20 protein-coding genes, 4 tRNA genes and 1 pseudogene are annotated in these 24372 nt (G+C 46.1%); 14 read left to right on the top strand and 11 right to left on the bottom strand.

The genetic code is table 11. The annotated features are described in order from the left end of the window. Positions 1–69: 69 nt before the first annotated feature. The 5 genes from T496_RS0108530 (at position 70) to T496_RS0108510 (ending at position 4967) form a co-directional block, all read left to right on the top strand. Entirely contained in the window at positions 70–2559 is a 2490-nt protein-coding gene (locus tag T496_RS0108530; RefSeq protein ID WP_027450387.1) for an FtsK/SpoIIIE family DNA translocase, read from the top strand. Positions 2560–2585: 26 nt separating this feature from the next. Beyond that, positions 2586–3194, top strand: a complete 609-nt coding sequence (locus T496_RS0108525) for a LolA-like putative outer membrane lipoprotein chaperone (protein WP_027450386.1) — start codon at positions 2586–2588, stop codon at positions 3192–3194. After that, positions 3194–4684 carry a DUF5687 family protein gene (locus tag T496_RS0108520; RefSeq protein WP_027450385.1) on the top strand — a complete coding sequence of 497 codons (1491 nt, stop codon included), beginning with the start codon at positions 3194–3196 and terminating at the stop codon, positions 4682–4684. The genes T496_RS0108525 and T496_RS0108520 overlap by 1 nt, the downstream gene beginning before the upstream one ends. Positions 4685–4787: 103 nt before the next feature. Continuing rightward, positions 4788–4860 (top strand) — tRNA-Lys (locus T496_RS0108515). 34 nt (positions 4861–4894) lie between these two features. Beyond that, positions 4895–4967, top strand: a tRNA-Lys gene (locus tag T496_RS0108510). Positions 4968–5071: 104 nt separating this feature from the next. On the opposite strand, the gene crcB is transcribed toward T496_RS0108510, so the two are convergent. Beyond that, positions 5072–5434: a fluoride efflux transporter CrcB gene (gene crcB, locus T496_RS0108505; RefSeq protein ID WP_027450384.1), complete on the bottom strand. Its 363-nt coding sequence runs from the start codon at positions 5432–5434 to the stop codon at positions 5072–5074. 361 nt (positions 5435–5795) lie between these two features. Next, complete coding sequence (locus T496_RS0108500) at positions 5796–6293, bottom strand: nitroreductase family protein (RefSeq protein ID WP_027450383.1); 498 nt, start codon at positions 6291–6293, stop codon at positions 5796–5798. 213 nt (positions 6294–6506) lie between these two features. Here T496_RS0108500 and T496_RS0108495 point away from each other — a divergent pair, with 213 nt between their 5' ends. The 7 genes from T496_RS0108495 (at position 6507) to T496_RS0108465 (ending at position 12209) form a co-directional block, all read left to right on the top strand. Continuing rightward, positions 6507–6875, top strand: coding sequence for a DUF2023 family protein (locus T496_RS0108495; RefSeq protein WP_027450382.1), 369 nt, complete (start codon positions 6507–6509; stop codon positions 6873–6875). A 25-nt stretch (positions 6876–6900) separates the two neighbouring features. Further along, a complete protein-coding gene (fldA, locus tag T496_RS0108490) occupies positions 6901–7395 on the top strand; it encodes a flavodoxin FldA (RefSeq protein ID WP_027450381.1) in 495 nt (164 codons plus the stop codon). A gap of 196 nt (positions 7396–7591) precedes the next feature. Beyond that, complete coding sequence (locus tag T496_RS15345) at positions 7592–8668, top strand: nitroreductase family protein (protein WP_316928898.1); 1077 nt, start codon at positions 7592–7594, stop codon at positions 8666–8668. A gap of 58 nt (positions 8669–8726) precedes the next feature. Continuing rightward, on the top strand, positions 8727–9326 hold the full coding sequence (locus tag T496_RS0108480; protein WP_081783596.1) for a formate/nitrite transporter family protein: 600 nt from the start codon (positions 8727–8729) through the stop codon (positions 9324–9326). Positions 9327–9425: 99 nt separating this feature from the next. Continuing rightward, positions 9426–9501 (top strand) — tRNA-Thr (locus T496_RS0108475). 61 nt (positions 9502–9562) lie between these two features. After that, a tRNA-Gly gene (locus T496_RS0108470) sits at positions 9563–9635 on the top strand. A gap of 276 nt (positions 9636–9911) precedes the next feature. Then, positions 9912–12209, top strand: a complete 2298-nt coding sequence (locus tag T496_RS0108465; protein WP_197018943.1) for an AraC family transcriptional regulator — start codon at positions 9912–9914, stop codon at positions 12207–12209. Here the strand turns inward: T496_RS0108465 and T496_RS0108460 are convergent. The 3 genes from T496_RS0108460 to T496_RS0108450 form a co-directional block, all read right to left on the bottom strand. Then, positions 12206–13444, bottom strand: a complete 1239-nt coding sequence (locus tag T496_RS0108460) for a type IX secretion system plug protein (protein WP_027450378.1) — start codon at positions 13442–13444, stop codon at positions 12206–12208. The two genes, T496_RS0108465 and T496_RS0108460, sit on opposite strands and share 4 nt — an antisense overlap. 80 nt (positions 13445–13524) lie before the next feature. Beyond that, positions 13525–14538, bottom strand: coding sequence for a GGGtGRT protein (locus tag T496_RS0108455; protein WP_027450377.1), 1014 nt, complete (start codon positions 14536–14538; stop codon positions 13525–13527). Between the two features lie 14 nt (positions 14539–14552). Further along, positions 14553–15254 carry an iron-sulfur cluster assembly scaffold protein gene (locus T496_RS0108450; protein WP_027450376.1) on the bottom strand — a complete coding sequence of 234 codons (702 nt, stop codon included), beginning with the start codon at positions 15252–15254 and terminating at the stop codon, positions 14553–14555. Positions 15255–15427: 173 nt separating this feature from the next. Between T496_RS0108450 and recN the strand changes: the two genes are divergently transcribed. Continuing rightward, positions 15428–17089 carry a DNA repair protein RecN gene (gene recN, locus T496_RS0108445; RefSeq protein ID WP_027450375.1) on the top strand — a complete coding sequence of 554 codons (1662 nt, stop codon included), beginning with the start codon at positions 15428–15430 and terminating at the stop codon, positions 17087–17089. Between the two features lie 31 nt (positions 17090–17120). Further along, positions 17121–18653: a serine protease gene (locus T496_RS0108440; RefSeq protein WP_155808781.1), complete on the top strand. Its 1533-nt coding sequence runs from the start codon at positions 17121–17123 to the stop codon at positions 18651–18653. Between the two features lie 151 nt (positions 18654–18804). Here the strand turns inward: T496_RS0108440 and T496_RS13750 are convergent. From T496_RS13750 to radA, 6 genes and pseudogenes are all read right to left on the bottom strand, one after another. Continuing rightward, positions 18805–19221, bottom strand: a pseudogene (locus T496_RS13750) (MgtC/SapB family protein); the annotation flags it as partial. Positions 19222–19225: 4 nt separating this feature from the next. After that, a complete protein-coding gene (locus tag T496_RS0108430; protein ID WP_044110925.1) occupies positions 19226–19876 on the bottom strand; it encodes an MBL fold metallo-hydrolase in 651 nt (216 codons plus the stop codon). Beyond that, positions 19863–20483 carry a 16S rRNA (guanine(527)-N(7))-methyltransferase RsmG gene (gene rsmG, locus T496_RS0108425; RefSeq protein ID WP_044110924.1) on the bottom strand — a complete coding sequence of 207 codons (621 nt, stop codon included), beginning with the start codon at positions 20481–20483 and terminating at the stop codon, positions 19863–19865. Before rsmG ends, T496_RS0108430 begins: the two co-directional genes overlap by 14 nt. Before the next feature lie 2 nt (positions 20484–20485). Then, entirely contained in the window at positions 20486–22213 is a 1728-nt protein-coding gene (locus T496_RS0108420) for an AMP-binding protein (protein ID WP_231478028.1), read from the bottom strand. Between the two features lie 13 nt (positions 22214–22226). Further along, positions 22227–22811, bottom strand: coding sequence for a helix-turn-helix domain-containing protein (locus T496_RS0108415; RefSeq protein WP_027450370.1), 585 nt, complete (start codon positions 22809–22811; stop codon positions 22227–22229). Between the two features lie 114 nt (positions 22812–22925). After that, the gene (radA, locus tag T496_RS0108410) at positions 22926–24311 is read right to left on the bottom strand and encodes a DNA repair protein RadA (RefSeq protein ID WP_027450369.1); all 1386 of its coding nucleotides are present in this window, start codon (positions 24309–24311) and stop codon (positions 22926–22928) included. Between the last annotated feature and the right edge of the window lie 61 nt (positions 24312–24372).

The following is a 24372-nucleotide window of genomic DNA, read 5'->3' as shown; positions in this document are numbered from 1 at the left end:
TGCGATTTTTTGACCTAATGTGGATTTTTTCCACTAATTTTGCACTGAATTAACGAATGACCAAATAGAATGGCAAAGAAAACCACAAGAAACAATAGAAACAGCAAGACGCAAGCACCATCATTGATGGAGTCAATAGGGTTAAGTAACTTTAAACAGATATTCCAAAACGAGCGATTACACTTTGTAATTGGTATGTTGCTCTTTGCTGTATCCGTTTTTCTGATTTGGGCCTTTATATCATATTTCACCACCGGACAAGTTGACCAAAGTATTATCGAGGATACCAATCCTGGCGAGATGGCCAATCAAAACGGTGAGTTCCAAAATGCCTGTGGTTCATTGGGAGCCAAGTCGGCATACTATTTCATGAGTCATTGTTTCGGTGTCTCTGCTTTTTGTATTCCTGTATTCCTTTTTCTGGTTTCCTTGAGATTGATGAAGGCTTATCAAGCCAAGCTCATCAAGTGGTTCTTCTGCTTGATGTTACTCATGTTGTGGACATCGGTATCGTTGGCAATGTTTGTATCGCCCATTGTCCCTGACTTGCACTTCAATCTTGGTGGTGGTCATGGTCTGTGGGCAGGTAAGATGATTGAGGGATTTGTAGGTATGCCAGGTTTGGCTGCCATCATGATATGCATAGCCTTGCTTTTCCTGATCTACGTAAGTAGTGAGACTATTATCATTTTAAGAAAGGTGCTCAACCCCCTGAGGTTGATTCCCAAGAATGTGCCTTTTACAATTAGCTCTTCTGCAGAAGCACATGATAACAGCAACGATGAGCCGCTTCATATTGTAGAGGATCCCGAGGTGTTCGACGACCCCATGTCAGAAACTGTGGAGTTCAAAGATGATAGCTTCGTGAGTGTAGAGCCCGACATCCCTGCAACTCCTGTTGTTGCCAACGACGATGAATTTGTTGTTCAGGTTCCTGCTCAGGAAGATGATAATAACAATGATGATATTATTATTGATGTCAATGCAGGCACTGCCGAAGATAAGGCAGAGGGCGCATTGGTGAACATCGAGGAGATGGAGCCTTACGATCCTAAGCGCGACTTGGAAAACTATCATTATCCCACGCTCGACCTGCTGAAAGTTTACGAGTCAGACGGTAAGCCCTACATCGATATGGAAGAGCAAAATCGCAACAAGAACCGTATCGTGGATGTGTTGCGTAGCTTTGGCGTAGAAATCAGCTCTATCAAGGCCACTGTAGGTCCTACCATCACACTCTACGAGATTACCCCAGCTTCGGGCGTGAAGATTTCGCGCATCCGCAACCTTGAGGATGATATCGCGTTGAGCCTGGCAGCTCTTGGCATTCGTATTATTGCGCCTATTCCTGGTAAGGGAACCATCGGTATCGAGGTGCCTAACGCCAAGCAGAATATCGTGTCGATGGAGTCTATCCTGAACTCGAAGAAGTTTCAGGAGTCAACCATGGAGTTGCCCTGCGCTATGGGTAAGACCATCACGAACGAGGTGTTTATGTTCGACCTCGCCAAGGCACCCCACCTGTTGGTGGCAGGTGCTACTGGTCAGGGTAAGTCAGTTGGTTTGAATGCCATCCTTACCTCTCTCCTTTATAAGAAGCATCCTGCCGAGATGAAAATCGTGCTGGTTGACCCCAAGATGGTGGAGTTCAGTATCTACCGCTCCATCTCTAAACATTTCCTGGCTGCATTGCCAGAACAGGCCGACGATCCTATTATTACAGACACCTCAAAGGTGGTTCGTACGCTGCAGTCACTTTGTGTGGAGATGGATGCCCGCTACGAGTTGTTGATGGCTGCTGGCGAGAGAAACATCAAGGACTACAACCGTAAGTTCATTGCTCGCAAGCTTAATCCTGAGAAAGGCCATAAGTTTATGCCCTATATCGTCGTAGTTATCGATGAGTTTGGCGACCTGATCATGACTGCCGGCAAGGAAATTGAGCTGCCTATTGCACGTATCGCACAGAAGGCTCGTGCCGTAGGTATCCACATGATTATTGCCACGCAGCGTCCTACCACAAATATTATTACTGGTACTATCAAGGCAAACTTCCCTGCGCGTATCGCCTTCAAGGTGTCGCAGGGTATCGATTCTAAGACCATTCTCGACCGCATGGGTGCTCAGCAGTTGATTGGTCGTGGTGATATGCTCTATCTGCAGGGCAACGATCCCATCCGCGTGCAGTGTGCTTTTGTGGATACCCCCGAGGTGGATGATATCAACCAGTTCATTGCTAAGCAGCAGGGATATCTTGCTCCTTACGAGCTGCCAGAACCTCCTGTTGGTGATGGTGAAGAGAGTGGGGGAGCCAACGATGCAGATTTGACTCATCTCGATCCGATGTTTGAAGATGCGGCCCGTCTGATTGTAGGCTGCCAGCAAGGCTCTACGAGTCTTATTCAGCGCAAGTTTGCCATCGGCTACAATCGTGCAGGTCGATTGATGGACCAGTTGGAAAAAGCAGGCATTGTAGGTGCAGCTCATGGTTCAAAGCCTCGTGAGGTGCTTATAAAGGATGAAGTAAGTCTCGAGAATTTGCTTAGTCAGATTAGATAACGTATAAAGATAAGGAGAGATATATAATGAAAAGATTGTTTTTTGCGCTGATGCTTTTAGCATTGCAGATGACGTTTACACACACCGCAGCACAGACGGCCAAGCAAGTGCTCGACAAATGTGCCGCTGTGGTTAGTAGCAAGAATGGTGTGTCAGCTCACTTCACGATGACGAGTGCGCAGTATGGCAATACCAGTGGCGATATTGCTGTGAAGGGACGCATGTTTCGTGCCTCAACCAATGTAGCCAAGATGTGGTTCGACGGCAAGACACTGTGGACTTATATGAATAAGAATGACGAGGTCAATGTCACCACTCCTAGCGAGTCGCAGTTGCAGGTGCTGAATCCTTATAATTTTATAAATATGTATAAGACAGGATTCAGTTACACTATGACCAAGTCTTCGGGTAGCTATCGCGTTCATCTCACTGCCAAAGATGCAAAGCGCAGGGTGCAGGAGATGTTTATCACCATAGATCAAAAGAGCTATCATCCCACCGAGGTGAAATTGCTGCAGAAATCAAAGTGGACCACCTTTACCATCAGTCGTCTGAAGAAAGATAAGCTCGCTGATGCACAGTTCCGTTTTAATTCTAAAGATTTCCCCTCTGCCGAGGTTATTGATTTACGCTGATGAATCGCTTATCACTTTTCCTGCTTCTTAGAAAAAATAATCGCCTGAGTTATCGTCGCAGTCCTGCATTTGAGCAAAGCGTCGTAGCTCAGGTGATGCTTTATATTGGTGCTGGCTTCATGATGATCTATCTCATCTTGTTGGGCACTATGCTTGCCATGCCAGCCAATGAGAGCAGCAAACCAGGTCTTCTCATTTCCGTTTTGCCAATCTTTCTGTTGATAGACTTCGGCATGCGTTTCATGATTCAACAGACGCCAGCGATGCTGGTCACCCCTTATCTGTTGCTGCCTTTGCCTCGCCTGTCAGTGATTGAGCATTTTCTTGTCAACTCACTGCTAAGTGGCTACAACATGATGTGGCTTTGTCTCTTCTTGCCCTATTGTGTTGTCATTCTCTTTGGTGGTGCAGGCTTTCTGACTTCGCTCGGCATACTCATGAGCGGAATGCTCTTTGTTCTTTTCAATAGTCAGTGGTATCTTCTAGTACGTACACTCATCCAGCGCTCGCTGTTTTGGTGGGCACTCCCCATCGTGGTTTATGCGAGCTATCTGGTTCCATTGATCTTTAGTGATGACAATGCTGTCTGCGATGCCTTGTTTGATTTCTTTGTAAAAGCAGGCTGTTCTGGTTGGATGGTAGTTGTTTCGTTATCGCTATTGGTTCTGTTGTTTTCTGTCAACAGGAAACTTCAGTTCCGCTACGCTTATGAGGAGGTAGCCAACATGCAAAAGAAAGAGAGCGACTTGAAGCGTGTTTTCAAGTTTTCCTTCCTCGAGCGTTTCGGGCAGATAGGCGAGTACCTGAAACTTGAGATTAAGTCTATCATGCGAAACAAGGCCATACGTTCTCGTTTCATGGGGAGCCTCACTACAATTGTATTGTTTTCGGGAATAGTGGCCTATACCAATGTGTATGATAGCTTTATGATGCGCAACTTCTGGTGCTACTATTGCTTTGCCCTTTATGGAATGACCACATTGGTTAAGATTATGGCGCCCGAGGGCAACTATATGGATCTCCTGTTGGTACATCGGGAAAATATCATTGCTTTACTACGCGCCAAGTACTACTTTCATGTAGCAATCCTCATAGTCCCTCTGCTTATCTTGACTCCAGCCGTCATTGAAGGTAAGTTCACCTGGCTCATGATGCTGGCATATATAACAACCACCAGCGGACTGCTTTATTGCATGCTGTTCCAGTTGGCAGTATATAATAAGCAGACGATTCCTCTGAATCAGAAAATCACGGGTAAGGGAAATGTGGAGAATGGACTTCAGATGATTATTGAGCTGGTGGCTATGTTTCTTCCCATGGTTTTAGTTACAGTGCTGCTACTGTTGTTCGACGAGACCACTGCATATCTCATTATGATAGCCATTGGCACCCTCTGCACGTTGTCTCATCCATGGTGGTTGCGCAACATCTATTTACGCATGATGAAGCGCAAATATGATAATCTGGAGGGTTTTCGTGCCACCAGATAGGGTAAAATTGCAGAAAATAGCATTTTCTCAAAGAAAAAGTCCTAAAAAGTTTGGTCGTATCAGAAAAAGTATGTACCTTTGCACCCGCAAAACGACAAACGATGCACCCGTAGCTCAGTTGGTAGAGCACCTGACTCTTAATCAGGGTGTCCAGGGTTCGAACCCCTGCGGGTGTACTTTTAAAAGGAAAAAAGATTCGTTTTTAGTGATGCACCCGTAGCTCAGTTGGTAGAGCACCTGACTCTTAATCAGGGTGTCCAGGGTTCGAACCCCTGCGGGTGTACAAAGTAAGAAAAGGCGATAGACTCATTCAGTCTGTCGCCTTTTTGTTTTATAGTGCTAAGTAAGAAACTGCTTACTATTCTACCTAGTCGAAGTGTCATGATGCTATCCTCGAAGATTGGACAGTGTCATGCCACCCCATACGGCCAGGATGCCTAAAACAACGCTGACGCCAACATATAGGGCAGTCAGCAGAATGTCGCCCGCCTTCATCATACCAAAGGATTCGTTGGCAAAAGTGCTGAAGGTAGTGAAGCCACCACAAAAACCTGTTACCAGCAGCAGTTTCATCTCTGGAGCCAGAACGCCTTTGCCGACCAAGCCCACCAACAAGCCGATGAGCAAAGAACCAAGAATGTTGACGACAATCGTGCCCCAAGGAAACGAGGCGTTGATGTTTGAGAGCAGATAGCGTAATACAGAGCCTGCTGCTCCACCCAATGCTACCAATAGCAGATTTCGCATCATTTTTTTCTTATTTTGATGCAAAGGTACGAAAAAACAACGAGAATTGTGGATTGGGATGAGGCCTTTTTCAAACTAAAACTAACGTCTTACCAACAAAAAAGCGTTACTCTTCTAATTCACGGCTTAAGTCGAAAGACCTCACGACTTAAGTCAACAGGTCTCACGACTTAAGTCAACAGGTCTCACGACTTAAGTCAATAGGTCTCACGACTTAAGTCAACAGATCTCACGACTTAAGTCAACAGATCTCACGACTTAAGTCGAAAGGTCCGAAAGTGGCACTATTAACACGTTAAAGTGGCACTATTAGCAAACAAAAGTGCCACTATTATGAGGGAATAGTGGCACTTTTGAATGGGTGTTATTTCAGGATCTCTGTCATCTCCTTACGAATCTTTGCCGATGGCTCGTCGGCTGGGTAGCCTAGCGGAATCAGTACTGCAGGCTCTTCGTTTTCGTCCAACTCAAACGATTGCTTGCATTTCTCTGCATCAAAGTTGCAAACCCAGCAGGTGCCCAGCCCTTGTTCTGTGGCTGCCAAGCAAAGATGCTCTACTGCAATAGCGATGTCGATGTCGCCATGATGCTTGCCGTCTCTGCGCACCCATTCCTGGTCGTGCAGGATACTGCAGATGATGTACATGGGGGCAGTGCCAAACCAGTTGCCTCGGTAGCACTCTCTCAGCTTCGTCTTCTCTTCTTCGTTCTTTACGATACGAAACTTCCAGGGCTGCTTGTTGACTGCAGATGGAGCCATACGAACGCATTCCATCACATAATCGAGCTTTTCCTGTTCCACACTTTTCTCTTCATAGCTTCTGCAGCTATACCTTTGTTTCACTAAGTCTAATAATGCCATAATCTTAATCTGTTATTATTTTTTGCAAATATACTAATAATAAAGCATATGTCACCATGTTTTAACAACTAATTTTGAAATGTTTTCTGTGTGATGCTCCTTAATACCTATTTTTTATTAATCAGTTTTTGTTCTTAGAATCGGCTGTGTGAAAAGTGAAACACTATGATTTAGGTATTGCGCATGTTTATATTCTGTCGTACCTTTGCACCGATGAAAACAAGAACGACAATACCCACAGAGATGAAGGTGCTGATGAACCACATCTACGAGCTGAACAAAGGTGTTCGGCAGATGGTTCTGTTTACATGTCATAAGAAGTTTGGCGAGCAGGCGGTGCAGCGACTCGAGAGTCAGGGCATTCCCTATATCTTACAGCCAGCAGGTCGGCAGAATCTGAATATGTATTTTGGGCGCCGCGAGTGTCTTGAGGCCATTCGCCTCATCGTCACGCGTCCGCTCAATCAGCTTTCCCCCGAAGAGGATTTTATCCTCGGTGCTATGCTGGGCTACGACATTTGTGCGCAGTGCCAAAGGTATTGTAAGCGAAAATGTGAGCATTCGTGTGTCAATCAAAATTAACCATAATAAATAGTATAAATAAAGTATGAACACTACGATCGTAATCTATGGTTCCTCTACCGGAACATGCGAGGCTATCGCTGAGAAGATTGCCTCGAAACTGGGTTGCCAGGCCTTGAACGTGCAGGATCTCACTGCTGACGTCGTCGCAGCCAATAACAATTTGATACTCGGCACTTCAACGTGGGGCGCCGGCGAACTGCAAGACGACTGGTATGATGGATTGAAAACGCTGCAGAGTGCCGACCTCAGCGACAAGACCATCGCCCTTTTTGGATGTGGTGACTGCGCTTCTTATAGCGACACCTTCGTGGGTGGCATTGGTCAGTTGTATCATGGAATCAAGGATTGTGGTGCCAAGTTCATAGGCAGTGTAGATACAGACGGCTACGACTTTGACGATTCTGAAGCCGTTGTTGGTGGAAAGTTCATTGGTCTTCCCCTTGACGATATCAATGAGGATGATAAAACTGATGCACGTATAGAAAACTGGTTATCGGCTATTATCCCTGAATTGTAATTTAATAGCATTAATTCATAAAGTATTTGTTTAGTTTAGTTTTTTGTGGTTGGTCAGTGATGATCAACCACTTTTCTTTTCTTTTTCTCCTCATACAATAATAAATTAGGTTCGTGCGTTCTTATTATATACTACGTTATATATAAAAATGATGAAAAAACTATTAGTTATCTGCCTTTTGGTTTCAGTATGCGCGATGAATACTGTTGCGCAACAAATCTACAATTTCAAAGTGAAAAATGAGTCTGGCACCGATGTTTCGTTGGCTGACTATAAGGGTAGGGTGCTGCTCATTGTCAACGCTGCCACCCGTTGTGGCTTCACACCTCAGTACAAGGAACTGGAAGCCCTCTACGAGAAGTTTCATGCTCAGGGTCTCGAGATTCTCGACTTCCCCTGCAATCAGTTCGGCGAACAGGCACCTGGTTCTATCGAGGAGATACATCAGTTCTGTACCGCCAACTTCGATATTCAGTTTCCACAGTTCGACAAGATTGATGTCAACGGCGCCAATGCCCATCCGCTCTTTAGCTATCTGAAGGAGCAGCAGGGGTTCCGTGGCTTCGACGTCAACGATCCCACAGGCAAGATGATGGACGGCATGCTGCGCAAAAAAGATGCCAACTACGACAAGAACAGCGACATCAAGTGGAACTTCACCAAGTTCCTGGTTGATGCTGAAGGCAATGTCGTTCGTCGTTATGAGCCTACCGAGGATATCAGTCGTGTGGAAGCCGACATCCGTCAGTATCTGAATCCTACCATCAGTTCCATCATGACTCGCACCAGTATTCGTCAGTTCACCTCGCAGCCTGTGTCTAAATCACAGATCGAGATGCTGCTTCGTGCCGGTATGGCAGCTCCTACAGCAGTCAATCGCCAGCCTTGGCATTTCGTCGTGGTGAGCGACAAAGCCAAGCTCATCGCACTGGGTGCCGGTCGCAACCGTATGCTCGAGCAGTGTCCTGTGGCAATTGTTGTATGCGGGGATCTTGATAAGGCCCTCAGTGGCAAGGCACAAGAGTATTGGGTACAAGACTGTTCGGCTGCTACCGAGAACATCCTTTTGGCAGCTCACGCACTCGGCTTGGGTGCCGTTTGGACAGGTGTTTACCCCATCGATGGGCGTGTCTCGGCTGTGACCAGTCTTTTGCAGTTGCCTTCCACTATTGTTCCCCTTTGCGTCATCGCTGTAGGCTATCCTGCCGAGCAGCCCACACCCAAGGATAAGTGGAAAACAGAAAACGTGTCGTACGAAGAATACGGCAAATAGTATAAAATAAAGGTGCAAAGGTACTAAAATTCTTATTTTTTTTAGTACCTTTGCACACATGAATCAACCATTATCCATTTTGCGTTCAGCCTTTCTGGCTGGACTTTGCATTTCAATAGGCTGCGTGGTCAACCTCCGAGTTGGGGGCGTTGCCGGTGCCGTACTTTTCTCTTTCGGTCTTCTTGCTGTGCTTCATTATCAGTTGAAACTTTATACTGGTACCGCTGGATTTGTGCGTGCTAAAGGCGACTGGGGCATGTTGGCGCAAGTGTTGATAGGTAATGTGTTGGCCTGCAGTCTGTGTTCGATGGTTTTTGCTTATGCTCAGCCAGACATATTGCCAGCTGCTGAAACGATTGTACTGTCACGCCTGAGCAAAGGACCTTTGGCCTGCTTCCTGCTAGCCATTGGTTGTGGTTTCATTATGACAACTGCTGTTCAGTTTGGTAGAGGCGGCAAGTTCCTGCCTCTGTTGTTTGGTGTGCCGGTGTTTATCCTTTGTGGTTTCACCCATTCCATAGCAGATGCCTTTTATTTTATGGCTACGCCACAGTTTATTGATGGCAATCTGCTCACCATCTATATAGGCGAAGTATTGGGTAATTTTGTTGGTTGTAACCTTTATCGATGGGTCATTAGCCCCGAAAACCAAGTTTAGGGGGCATAAAAAGAACTTTGGCAGCGAAAAAGTAGCAATTATATTTGTTGGAAAACAAAAAAATGATTACCTTTGCAACTGCAAAATCAAAAGGAGCAGGCCGACATGGCTCAGTTGGTAGAGCAACGCATTCGTAATGCGTAGGTCCCCGGTTCGAGTCCGGGTGTCGGCTCCAATTTATTTTCATACATTTCATAAGCGGGACCTACAAGTCCCCTTTTTCTTTGAAATACGTTGCGGAATTAGCTCAGTTGGTAGAGCATTGGCTTCCCAAGCCGAGGGTCGCGGGTTCGAGTCCCGTATTCCGCTCAAAGTCTTTTATGGCATAATCCTTTTTTATGCCGATATTTCATCACCTGCCAAACTTTCTTAACAATTTATTTGCATTATATATTTTTTTATGTATCTTTGCATCATCTATAATGTGATGATATGAAGCTACGAACCTTATTCTTGTTTCTGATACTAGTATTCCCGTTGTGTTCAAATGCAGCGGAAACAGATAGGCAATTTAAGTTTCTAAATGCTGCCAATGACTTGGCGGATAATAGCGCTCAAATAGTGGTCTGCACGAAAACAGGCCGAATGATCATTTCTACTCTGGGCAATCTGAACTTCTTTGATGGCGTAAGTTTCACGCATATTGACACCCGACCAGAGTTTCAATATTTGTTGCCCGCATATCATGGAAATTGCCACCTATACTTTGACAACCGGCATCATGTCTGGTTGAAAAACAAAGGCGTGGTGACTTGTGTGGATATGATGCTGGAACACTTCATTGTGAATGTGGATAGTGTTATTCGCGAAATGGGATGCAGAGAGGCCGTGAATGACTTGTTCGTAGATACGCTGGGAGCGGTATGGATGGTCACAGCGAAAGGTCTTTATTCTGTAGATGAACAGAAATATCATCGTCTCTACTCCAAGAAAAACCTTCAGGATTTGGATGTTATTGGAAATACGCTTCTGACATTCTTTGAAGATGGCGAGGTGGTAGGTCAAAGTTTAAAAACTGGCCGTTTGATGTTTAGAAAGAGAGCATACGACGGTGCTGATATAGATAAATACACGAGAACGTCAGTACTCTTGAGATATGAGAATGGTTTCTTTCAGATACGTCAAGGAATAAAGGATGCTATCTTGCTCTATTTTGATGTGAAAGCCAGGAAGTGGACCACTTTAACAAAGATTTCTTATCATCTGAATAATTTTGCTCTGAAGGACGATAAACTCTATATCCCAAGTGATTATGGCTATTGGATCTACGATATTGCAACGAAAAAGTTTGAGCAGGTAGAGAAGTTTACGCTGATGGATGGCTCATCGTTAGAAACAGACTGCAATATGCTTGCCTTCGACCGCCAGGGGGGAATGTGGATAGGAACAGAAAAAAGGGGTGTGCTTTATTCTGGTCCTATGGCATCACCTTTTCATATCTACCGTATGGAACAGCCCGAATGCATTCCATTTTTTAAGATTCTGGGACGAATACCGCAGCCAAACATAGAGTATCGTGGCATTGCCTCTAACTGCCTGTTCCGTGACAGTCGTGAGTGGCGTTGGCAGGGAACCATGCGTGGTCTTTATCTATATCGCTCTGAGGATGAAAAACCAATCGTTTTTACCAAGCAAACTGGACTCCCCAATAATGTTGTTCATGCTGTTGTAGAAGACAAAAATCATAATATATGGGTTTCTACATCTGCAGGTATCTCTTGCATATTGATAGAGCATGAAGAACCCGTATTTGTGAACAGTTTCACGGCTCTGGATAATATCCCCATCGAGTCCTTTAAAAATAATCGTGCACTTTCGTTGGACGATGGTACTATTATGATGGAGGGATTAGATCATATCGTGACGTTCCATCCTGACTCGTTTGGTGTCATCAACGACAGAAAGCCTCATAAGCTTTATCCAAAGATGACGCGATTGCAGGTGAATGGAAATATTGTTCTGCCAGGAGAGAAACTCGATGGCAACGTGGTGATAGATCAAGCCTTCACACGTGCTACGGATATCAGCCTGAATAGTGATCAGAACTCGCTATCCTTGACATTTTCGGCACTGAACTATTTCCGTCCTTTGCAGACTTATTATCGTGTAAGGGTGATTGGATTGGATAATCAAGGCGAGTGGCAGACATTCTGCTATAATGACGAACATGAGCAGGTTGACATTCAGGGACGATTGCATCTGTCGTTGCTCGGACTGTTGCCTGGTGATTACACGCTGGAAGTTCAGGCTTCGATGTTTCCTGACCTATGGGAAGGTGAACCTTTTAAATGGCAGATTCATGTCAACCAGCCTTGGTGGCAGACGCAGGCAGTGCACATACTTCTAGGCTTACTTGTTTTGACGTTGGTGATCTTTAATTTCGTTATCTACAATAAGAATACGCGTCTGCGTGTACGTAGGGCTAATGCTGAAGGTGAGATGATTAGAAAGATATGCTCGTTTGTAGAGCGCTGTGATTCTTTCTCCACGGAGGTCCTGATGCCCAATCAAGAGGATTTGGCTGGTAACATGCGAAACGAAAGTGCCAAGTTGTCGCCAGAGTTTATTGCCGTCATGTTGAAGATCATTCCCTTTGTGCGTCAACAGGACAGACGTTCTCTTACGATGCAGAAACTGAGTCAGGCATGTGAGATTAGTGTGGTGAAACTGTATGAGTTGATGTCAAGCGAACTCTATAAGAATCCACGAGAGCTGGCTCGAGTCTTTCGTCTGCAGCGTGCTGCAAATTTGTTGCGCACCACCAATTTCTCAATAGAAAATATTGCCAAGGAGTGTGGGTTCTATACACCAAATTATTTCCTTGGAAATTTCTTCCATGAATTTAAGATGACGCCCAAAGAATATAGAGCTAAGAAGAATTAAAGTCGGAATGTCTTTTGTTGGTATCCGACGAGTCGCCAAACGCGTTCGCCTGTGCCGCGATAATAGACAAAAGCTTGATAGGTGTTTTCTGTTTGAAAGAATGAACCTTCCTCAGGAACAAGATGAGTGGTGCCGTCCATGTCCTTCATCAGAAAGTGGTAGTTGTAGTATCCCAGCTTCTGCATGATAGTGGCATGATAGGCTTTCTGTTGTTCATCGTAATTCATGATATAATAATCCTTGTCTTCTGTTGTCCATCGTCCATCGACGATAATATGAGCATTGTCATAGGGACGTTCAGCTCTTAGGATGTAGTGTACAAAGACATATTCTGATGTTCGTGATGCTTCGTAGTTGTCGCTGTTACGTAGTAAAAAGGCACCGTTGGCATCTTCATCGTAGAGGTAGCTGGATTGCATGGAACAAGGAAAGGGAACAGCATGATAGGCCTCGTCTTCTTCGTCCCAGGTAATGGAGGCCAACCCCATAGTAATATGACTTGGGTCTAGAACCTCAAATTTATGGTATTCGTTGCCTGCTTCAAAAATGAGGTGGCGATTGTGCTCCCAGCGCAGACTTTTAGGTGTGATATAGTTGGGCGCAATATTTTCCTTCAGATTGTCCTCACGTCCGTTTTGGAGAACAAAGGTTTGTAGTTGTTCATCAGGGCGAGTGACATTGATCGTGTTAAAGTTGATTGTCATGTTCACTTGCTGATGACTCTTGTTGAGGTCTATATCGGTATTTGTTGTTATGCCGAGGCCAATATTCATCAACGATTCAGACACTCGAAACTCCACGATGGCAACTGTTTCGCCGTCTTGGTCTTCATCGTTAATGTATAGACGATAGTTTCCGCTCTGCTTGATGTTGCATTGAGAATTTGGGAACCTGTAGTTGTAGTGGGTGTAGAGTGTGCGGGTGTTGATGGAGTTCTCGTAGTCTTCAATCGGAGTGTCGTTGAATCCCACTAGCCAGTCGCTTTCAAAAATACCTTCTGCTGGTGTCCAGTCAGGATTGCATGGCTCCAGGTGGCAAACGTAACGGTGGTAGTTGTGTGAAAGTTCGTCGAAGCCTATCTGCAGATAATCGTTGCTACCTAATTGAAGTACGGGTAGGGATGTGAAGTCATCATTGAGAACCACTTCGAGTGATTTGACATTTGGCGAGATGACTTGATGATGTGCGCTTGTCAAAATGGGAACAAGCATCAGCAGATAGAGTAGTCGCTTCATAACTGTCTTTTTCTTAAAATGAAAAAAGGAAGTCTGCTAAAAGTAAACAGCAGACTTCCTTATCGTAAATGATCGATTTTTTACTTCTTGTTCAGTGCGAGGTCGATCTCAACAGCGATAGATACGGTGGCACCTACCATGGGGTTGTTACCAATACCCAGGAAGCCCATCATCTCTACGTGTGCAGGTACTGATGAAGAACCAGCAAACTGAGCATCAGAGTGCATACGACCCAGTGTGTCGGTCATACCGTATGAAGCGGGACCTGCAGCCATGTTATCGGGGTGCAGAGTACGACCGGTACCACCACCTGAAGCTACTGAGAAGTAGGGCTTACCAGCGAGTACGCGCTCCTTCTTGTAGGTACCAGCTACGGGGTGCTGGAAACGGGTTGGGTTGGTTGAGTTACCAGTGATTGATACATCAACGTTCTCCTTCCACAGGATGGCTACACCCTCACGAACATCGTCAGCACCATAGCACTTAACCTTGGCACGAGGACCGTCAGAGTAAGCAACTTCCTTAACGACCTTAACCTCACCGGTGTAGTAGTCGAACTGAGTCTGTACGTATGTGAAACCGTTGATACGGCTGATGATCATAGCAGCGTCCTTACCAAGACCGTTCAAGATAACGCGAAGAGGCTTCTTACGAACTTTGTTTGCCTTCTCTGCAATCTTGATGGCACCCTCGGCAGCAGCGAATGACTCGTGACCAGCCAAGAATGCGAAGCACTCAGTCTCCTCGCGGAGCAGACGGGCAGCCAGATTACCGTGACCAAGACCAACCTTACGGTCGTCGGCAACAGAACCGGGGATACAGAAGCTCTGCAGACCGATACCGATAGCCTCGGCAGCCTCGGCAGCGCTCTTTACACCCTTCTTGATAGCGATGGCAGCACCGCATACATATGCCCATTTTGCGTTCTCGAAGCAGATACGCTGGGTCTCTTCACACATCTGGTAGGGATCAACGCCAGCCTTCTCGCAAATCTCGTTAGCCTCTTCAATGCTATTGATGCCGTTCTCCTTCAGAGCAGCCAGCACCTGATTGATGCGACGCTCGTAGCTCTCGAATGATACTTTTCTAATCATAATTTCTATCCTCCTTACTCTTTACGTGGGTCAATAGCCTTAACAATTCCCTGCTCAGCAGTGGTACGACCATAAGAACCAGTGAACTTCTTCACAGCCTCGTTGGCGTCCATGCCGTCCTTGATGGCTTCCATCATCTTGCCCAGGTGTACGTACTCGTAGCCACAAACCTGATTGTCCTTGTCCAGGAACTGCTTGGTGATGTAACCCTCGGTCAGCTCCAAGTAGCGTGTGCCCTTAGCAACTGTACCGTAGAGAGTACCTGTCTGTGAACGCAGACCCTTACCCAGGTCTTCCAGACCAGCACCAATAACCAGACCGCCCTCAGAGAAAGCACTCTGTGTGCGTCCGTATACGATCTGCAGGAACAACTCGCGCATAGCGGTGTTGATAGCATCGCAAACGAGGTCGGTATTCAGAGCCTCGAGGATAGTCTTACCAGGCAGAATTTCAGAAGCCATAGCTGCAGAGTGAGTCATACCTGTGCAACCGATGGTCTCAACGAGAGCTTCCTGAATAACACCGTCCTTAACGTTCAGGCTCAGTTTGCAGGCACCCTGCTGAGGAGCGCACCAGCCAATACCATGGGTATAGCCCGAAATGTCCTTGATCTCTTTGGCCTGAATCCACTTACCCTCTTCGGGGATGGGGGCAGGACCGTGGTTGGGGCCTTTTGCCACAACGCACATGTTTTCAACTTCCTTAGAATAAATCATTGTAACCTATTTTATAATAAAATATGTGTATCGTGCTGCAAAGGTACTGATATTTTTTGAGATTACCTACATTTAGGTAGTTTTTTTATTGCCAAATTATCATAAAAACGGATAGCATTTGCTTATTACCAATAAAAAAGTAGTATCTTTGCAAAGCAAAATGAAAAAGTAACATGCTGAAACAGTTATACATAAAAAACTATGCGTTAATTGACCAACTTGACATTAACTTTGAGTCGGGCTTCTCGGTCATAACCGGTGAGACTGGTGCAGGTAAGAGTATTGTCCTGGGCGCCATCGGTCTTCTTCTTGGACAGCGTGCAGACTCAAAGTCTATCAAACAAGGAGCCGAAAAATGTGTGATTGAAGCTCATTTCGATTTGTCTCGTTATCAGATGGAGGCTTTTTTCGAACAGAATGACATAGAATATGATGCTGAAGATACGATAGTTCGACGCGAACTGACAGCTGCCGGAAAAAGTCGTGCTTTCATTAATGACGAACCAGTGGCACTCTCCTTGATGAAGGAGTTGGGTGATCAACTCGTGGATGTACATTCTCAGCATCAGAATTTGCTTTTGGGAAAACAGGATTTCCAACTTGAAGTGATTGATATTGTGGCAGATGATGAGGCACTTATGGCTCATTATCGTGAAAGCTACGAGAAGATGCATGCAACCGAGCGTGAACTTGAAGATATGCGTCAGGAGATTGCGCGTAATCAACAACAGGTGGACTTTCTGCGTTTTCAGTTTAATGAACTTGATGCGGCCGGGCTCGTTGATGGTGAGCAAGATGAGTTGGAGCAGAAACAGGAGCGCATGACGCATGCTGAGGATATTAAACAGGCTCTCTATGAGACGGATACCTTGTTGATGAATGAGGCTACGGGTGCTGTCGGTGCCTTGCGTAAGGCTGCGTCTTCTCTGCATTCCATAGAGCATGTGTTGCCGGAGTTAAAAGATTTGGCAGAGCGCTTAAATTCATGTTATATCGAAGCTAAAGATGTTGCATCGGATGTTAGTGGACAACTGGAGGATGTGGATTTCGATCCTGCAGAACTTGATCATGTAAACGCACGTTTGGACAAAATCTATGATTTGGAGAAGAAATATCGTGTGGAGACTATCGGCGAACTGATCTCTCAGCGCGATAAGCTGAAATGTCAGCTGGATGCCATCGATAATAGTGATGATGCGCTGACTTCATTAGAACGGCGCTTGCAGAAAGAGCGCAATGACGCCACAGAAATTGCAGAGAAGTTGACTAAGAAACGATTGGAGGCTTCTCATCTTATCTACAAAAAGATGATTGCAAGTTTGCAATTGTTGGGGATGCCGCGTGTCACGTTTCAAATCCAAATCGATAAGGCAGATTTGGGGCCAAAGGGTCAGGATCGTGTGGCATTTCTCTTTAGCGCCAACTCTTCAACGCCTTTGTTGCCCATCGCGCAGGTTGCTTCAGGTGGTGAGATTGCTCGTGTGATGCTTTCGTTGAAGGCTATGATTAGTGGTGTGGTGAAGTTGCCAACCATTATCTTTGATGAGGTGGATACGGGTGTTAGTGGAAAAATTGCGGAACAGATGGCACAAATAATGTCGGATATGGGACAGAATGGTCGTCAAGTTATCAGCATTACGCACTTGCCACAGATTGCAGCAAAAGGTTGTGCTCATTATAAGGTCTATAAGGAGGAAACCGACAGCGGCACAAAGAGTCACATGCAGCGTCTCACAAATGATGAGCGTATTAATGAAATTGCTCAAATGCTTAGTGGTAGTGATATCAGTTCGGCAGCCATTGAAAATGCTCGTCAGCTACTGAAGATAAGTTAAACTAAATAATCATATATAAAGCACTTAAAAGATGAAGAAGTTTTCATTTTCAATCATATTAATCTTTTGTTTTAGCTTCACTGTATTGGCAGGTCAACCCTCATGGACTAAGAAAATGTCGAAAGCGGTGTTTACGCTTAAGACATTCTCTGCCGATGGAGAACTGCTGGGCAGTACCAGTGGCTTTTTTGTGGGAGAGCATGGCGAGGCTATCAGTAGCTATGCCCCTTTCAAAAATGCAGCTAAGGCAGTGGCTATTGATGAATCAGGAAAAGAATGGGAGGTGGAGAAGATACTTGGAGCCAACGAGACTTATGATGTGATTAAGTTTCGTGTGGCTATTAAGAAGTCGCAATCCGTAGAGCTGGCTACTGCTAATCCCGCACTGAATAGTCCTTGCTGGATATTGCCTTATAAAGGGGCAAAATCGCTGGTGCAGACGAAGATTCTGAAGACTGAGACGTTTAATACGGATTACACATACTTCACGATGTCGCTTCAGTCGCCTTTAGATCTGGTTGGGTGTCCGTTGGTGGATGAAAGTGGTAAGGTCTTAGGATTGATACAACCCAAGAATAGCGAAAGTGATACGCTGGCCTATGCCGTTGGTGCAGCCTTTGCCGAACAATTGAAGTTGACAGGTCTGGGGCTTAATGATCCTGCCTTGCGTGCAGTACATATCAAGAAAGCTATACCGGATGACTTAAACCAGGCGCAGTTGATGTTGCTCATGGCTGGTGCACAGGACTCGTTGACATTTGCTACTGTTATCTCCGACTTCTTGACTCAGTTTCCTAAGGAACCAGATGGTTATGTGAGCAGAGCCCAGCAGTCCTATTCGTATGGTCATTTTGATGAGGCCCTGCAGGATATCAATAGGGCCTATGAATTATCTCCACAGCCGAATTACTTGTATCAGAAGGGTACCATACTATTTGCTCAAGATAAGTATGCCGAGGCTTATGATTTGTATCAGTCTTTGTTTGATTCGTCTGTTCGTTCTGCCGATTTGTTCTTTATGGCTTCTCAGTGTAAGGCGAAGCTGAATGACAGTATTGCACAGCAAGCATTGCTTGATAGTTGTGTGGCACAATTCAGTCGTCCTTTGCTGAAAGAAGCTGCGCCATATCTTTTGGTTCGTGCGCAGGTAAGACTTCAAGCAAATCGTTTTCGTGACGCTGTTGCTGACCTGAACGACTATGAACAGTTGATGAAGAGCCAGCTGAACGACAATTTCTATTATATCCGTTATCAGGCGGAAGTGGGCGGAAGACTGTTTCAACAGGCCTTGAATGATATTGAAAAAGCTATAGAATTGGCACCTCAAAATGAGTTCTATTATGCTGAAAAAGCGTCACTTTTAGTGCGTGTAGGAATGTATGATGACGCGATAACTACGTCGAAAGCACTTATTCAGTTGCAACCCGACTATAGCGATGGCTATCTGTTTCTTGGTTTGTCTCAATGCTTGAAGGGAGAGAAAGCAGAAGGTATTGCAAACTTGCAGAAAGCAAAGGAACTTGGCGATACGCAGGCAGAGGGCTTAATTCAGAAATATAAATAAAAGCGGAGTTCTTTGGGTATTCCATAAATAAGAACGGAGTTCTTTAGGTGTTACACCTATAAGAATTGACGTTCTTATAGGTGTTAGTAAGGAAGAGGATTTACTCTTCCTTATTTTCTTCATCATAGGGATGCTTGAATACTTTATGGTGAATGAAATCGACAGCCTCCAAACAAACAAGTACCATTGCTGTTGCTGTGGCGGCAACGGCATACATGCCTGTACCTGCTGTCATACCAATGGCTGATGTCACCCAAAGACCAGCAGCTGTGGTGAGTCCTTTTACGACGTTCTTTTGAAAGATGATGGTGCCGGCTCCAATAAAGCCAATGCCGCTGACGACCTGAGCTGCAATACGGCTTGGGTCGCGTTGTATGCCTTGTATGCCTACAAAATCATCGAAACCGTGAAGTGAGAGTACCATGAAAAGTCCGCTGCCAAGTCCTACGAGGAAATGGGTACGGAAGCCGGCTTCCTTTGATCTGTATTCGCGTTCGAAACCGATGGCACCGCCTAATAGTGCTGCAATGAAGATGTTTAAAATATAGCCAGTAGTCATGATGTTTATTGTTTTATTTTAGATAAGGATTCATGCTTAGTTCATCACGGATGATTGTCTTTGGGCCGTGTCCTGTATAGACGATGGTGTCTTCAGGAAGTTTGGCAACGATGCGATGCATGCTGTTCATCAGTTCTGTCCATGAACCGCGCTGTAGGTCGGTACGTCCTACGCTCATCCTGAAGAGTGTGTCGCCAGAGAATGCAACCTTTTCCTCTTCGCAGTAGAACAGCACGCCACCTGGCGAGTGGCCCGGCACGTGAAGAACCCTTAGTTGGTGATTGCCAAAACGGATGATGTCGCCATCATTCAGAAATGCTCCTACAGGTGGTACCTGCAGGTTGATGGAGGCGCCCATCATGGCTGTGGTTTGCTCGTTGGTTGCAAGATACAGGAACTCGTCGTCGTGGTGCATCTCGGGTTTTAAGCCAAAGTGCTGATAGATAGTTCCCGCTCCAAACACATGATCGAAATGTGCATGTGTGCAGAGCAGATGGATGGGCTTCAGTTCTTGATGACGGATGTAGTCGACAATAGCATTGCGCTCTTCTTCGAAAAAAGCGCCACAGTCAATGATGACGCACTCCTTGCTTTCATCACTGACAATGTAGCAGTTCTCCTGTAGAGGATTGACGACGAAGGTCTTGATGTCAAACTGGGACATAGATGCAATGCTTTTCTTTGAACCACTCTTCTTGGAAGTACTGGGTCAGTTCCATCGTTTGAACGATTCTGCGGAACGGACGGCTCTCAGCCTGAAGGTCACCTCCTTTGAGGCAGATGACGCCATTGGGCATGGCGTTCCGCTGATTGGTGGAGATGTTCTTCTTCACGATTTTCATCAAGTCGGGTAGGGGCATCACGGCTCTGCTTACCACGAAGTCGTACTTGCCCTTTTCGTCTTCGCCACGCAGATGTTCAGGATGACAGTTTTCCAAACCAATAGCCTGGCAGACTTCCTGTGCCACACGTATTTTCTTACCAGTTCCATCTATCAGTTTAAACTGACATTCAGGAAACAAGATGGCTAGGGGAACACCAGGAAAACCGCCACCTGTGCCAAAGTCGAGAATCTCTGAACCTGGTTTGAAGCCAATGAACTTCGCGATAGCCAGGGAGTGAAGCACATGGTGCTCGTAGAGATTGTCGATGTCTTTGCGCGAGATGACATTAATCTTCTCGTTCCATTCGTGATAAAGAGCATCAAGGGCAGCTAGTTGTTCTAGCTGCCTTGATGTCAGATTAGGGAAATATTTCTCAATGATATTCATATTTATATTACTTCAATGCCTTGTTGTTTGCAGAGTTCCAAACTCATCTCCTTCAACTTGAACTTCTGGATCTTGCCAGAGCCCGTCAGTGGGAACTTGTCAATGAAGAATACGTACTTTGGAATCTTATAGCGGGCAATCTTGCCGCGACAGAACAGCTGGACATCCTCTGCAGTCATCTTTGCACCCTCTTCAAGGATGATAAAGGCACCAACGGCCTCGCCATACTTCTTCGAGGGAACAGCAGCCACCTGCACATCGCGAATGCCTGGCATGTGGTAGAGGAACTCTTCGATTTCGCGTGGGTAGATGTTCTCACCACCGCGGATAATCATATCCTTGATGCGACCAGTGATCTTGTAGAATCCTTGTTCGTCTTTCACGCCCAGGTCGCCAGAATGCAGGTAGCCGTTTTTGTCGATAACCTCGGCTGTGGCTTGTGGGTTCTTGTAGTAGCCCTTCATCACGTTGAAACCCTTACAGCACATCTCTCCCTGTACACCTACGGGGCACTCTTCGCCAGTTTCTGGGTCAAGCACTTTGACGTCAACGAATGGGAAGTCGCGACCTACGGTGGTGCAGCGCTGTTCGAAGGTGTCGTTCAGGCAGGTCTGCGTCATACCTGGCGAAGACTCTGTCAAACCATAAACGCTGGTGATGGTCATATACATCTTTTCGGATACCTGCTTCATCAGTTCGATGGGGCAGAGAGAGCCTGCCATGATGCCTGTGCGCAGACAAGAGAGGTCGAACATGTCGAACATGGGGTGGTTGAGCTCTGCGATAAACATCGTGGGCACGCCATAAACGGCAGTACAACGCTCTTTGTGAATAGAAGCAAGAACCACCAGTGGGTCAAACTTCTCTACCATCACCTCGGTGCAACCGTGGGTTAAGCAGTTCATCGTAGCCAGCACAACGCCGAAACAGTGGAACAAGGGCACGCATACGCAGAGCTTGTCGTCCTGGGTGAATCCCATGTTCTCGCCAGTGAAGTAGCCATCGTTGGCAATGCCATAGTGGGTCAGCATGACACCCTTAGGGAATCCCGTGGTGCCGCTGGTGTACTGCATGTTGCACACGTCGTGGCAGTTCACGTTCTTCTTCATCTCGTTGAGTGTGTCGTCCTCAACGTTTTGTCCCAGCAACAGCAGTTCGGCAGTGTTGTACATACCGCGATATTTCTCCATACCAATATATACCACATTCTTCAGGTAGGGGAAGCGTTCGCTGTTCAGATGGCCGCGTTCGCAGGTCTTCAACTCGGGAAGCATCGTGTAGGTCATGTCCACGTAGTTACAATCCCATGTGCCATCGGTGATGCAAAGCACCTCCATGTCAGAGTCTTTGCAAAGATATTCCAACTCGTTCTGCTTATAGTTCGTGTTCACGGTTACCAGTACGGCACCAATCTTGGCGGTGGCATAAAGGAACGTGAGCCAATCGGGTACGTTGGTAGCCCAGATACCTACGTTCGAACCTTTCTTGACGCCAATAGAGATGAGGCCTTTGGCCAGATTATCGACGCGCTCGTTGAACTGGCTCCAGGTGAAGCGCAGGTCGCGGTCAGAGTAAACGATATACTCCTTGTCGGGGGTAGTCTCGGCCCAGTGCTCGAGCCACTGTCCCAACGTGCGTTCAGAGAGGGTATAACCAGTGCTGCCTGTTTCGGCAGGATATGTTCTGTCTGGCAGGGGTCTGCCTGCCATGTCTATTTTTACGTTGCTCATCCTTTATCTATGTTTAGAAAGGAATATAAACTATAGCCATGATTTTTGCGGCTTTGCCTTCAGCACCGTGGATATGGTGCTTCACGATGGAGTCGTAGTAGATGCTGTCGCCTTCCTTCAGCGTGTATTTCTCTTTGCCGTAGTCAATCTCTATTTCTCCCTGCATGACGAAGATAAACTCCTCGCCCTCGTGGGCAGATGAAATGAATTCTTTCTCCTCGCTAGGTTGAATATCTACAATAAATGGCTCCATGTGGCGGCCAGCCTTCTGCTTGGCCAATGGGTGATATTCCATATGTTTGCGTGCATCAGTCGTTCCGTTAGAGAAGCTAATGCTCGTCTCCTGTTCGCGGTCTTTGGCACGGCATACTACAGGGCCTATTGCGTCGTTGTCATCCATGAAAGTGCCTAGTCTCACACCTAGTGCACGTGCAATCTTGATTAACGGTCCCAGCGATGGTAGGTTTTCATTGTTTTCGATAGCGATAATCTGGTCGTTGCTCAGACCACTACGTTCTGCAATCTCTTCAAGTGAGAGTTTCTTAGTTTCTCGGATGCTTTTGATTTTCGATCCGACAAGGGAATGCTGATTGGACATAATCTTCTTTTTGATATTAGTGTTATCTGTTTAATTTTGGTGCAAAGATACAAAAAAAGCATGAAACGCAAAAAGAAAACTTGTTTTTCTTTCCTTATCATGCCGTGCGTAGAGCTATCCGAAGAGAGCTCTCAGGGCTTCTTCAACCTTGCGTACGGGGTGAAGTTCTATTTTGTATTTCTTGGGATTGATGCCCTGCATGTTGTATTTTGGTATGATCATATGCGAGAATCCCAACTTCTCGGCTTCTGCTATTCGCTGCTCAATTCGGTTTACAGGGCGCACCTCTCCACTCAGTCCTACTTCGCCCGCCATACACCATCCGCTCTCTATCGGCGTGTCAACATTACTGCTCAGTACGGCGGCAATCACTGAAAGGTCCATGGCGAGGTCTGTGACACGAAGTCCACCGGCTATATTAATGAACACGTCCTTCTGCATCAGTTTGAATCCAACGCGCTTTTCGAGCACCGCTAAGAGCATGTTCAGACGGCGCTGGTCGAAGCCCGTGGCAGAGCGCTGAGGCGTGCCGTAGGCAGCAGAAGATACCAGCGCCTGGGTCTCTACGAGGAAAGGTCTGACGCCTTCGATGGCACTGGAAATGGCAATTCCAGAGAGACCTTCGTGGTCTTGCGTGAGGAGAAGTTCTGAGGGATTACTTACCTGTCTGAGTCCTGTTTGCTGCATTTCATAAATACCTAGTTCCGAGGTACTTCCAAATCGATTCTTAATGCTTCGCAAGATGCGGTACATGTAGTGCTGATCACCCTCGAATTGTACGACCGTGTCCACAATGTGTTCCAATATCTTAGGACCAGCCAGTGTTCCCTCTTTGGTGATGTGTCCAATGAGTATCACAGGCACCCCACTGGTCTTTGCAAAGCGGAGCAAAGAAGAGGCGCACTCCCTTACCTGCGCAATGGAACCCGCACTCGATTCCACCTCGTCAGTGGCTATCGTTTGTATAGAGTCAATGATCACCAACTCGGGTTTTTCTTCCTTGATATGCTCAAAAATATGCTCCAGTGAGTTCTCGCAAAGGATAAGGAAATTGTCAATATCTTTGTGTGGAATACGCTCTGCTCTCATCTTTAACTGATGAGCACTTTCTTCACCGCTGACATATAGGATTCGTTTCTCAGGCATGTTCAGGGCCGTCTGTAGCGAAAGGGTAGATTTGCCGATGCCTGGCTCGCCGCCAAGAAGCACGATAGAGCCAGGAACCAAGCCACCTCCCAGCACGCGGTTCAGCTCTTCGTCGTGCATATCGATGCGCGGGTCATCGTGACTACTGATGTCGCGAAGACGCTGCACACGGTTGTTTCTCAGTGCGTGGCCCGCTTGTGCGGCTATTGAGGTGGCCGTAGAACGACTGCTGTCAGACTCTATTTTGATTTCCTTAAACGTGTTCCATTGCCCACATGCAGGACATTTGCCAATCCATTTAGCCGACTCCTGTCCGCAATTGGAACAGACATAAGCAGTTTTTCCTTTACTCATCTGGTTTTTAAGTTTTTTTTATGCTACAAAGTTACACATTTATTTCGTAGTATCAAAGAAA

Source organism: Xylanibacter brevis P6B11, assembly GCF_000621825.1.
In the GTDB taxonomy this organism is placed as follows: domain Bacteria; phylum Bacteroidota; class Bacteroidia; order Bacteroidales; family Bacteroidaceae; genus Prevotella; species Prevotella brevis.
This window is presented reverse-complemented; position numbering and strand designations above follow the sequence as displayed.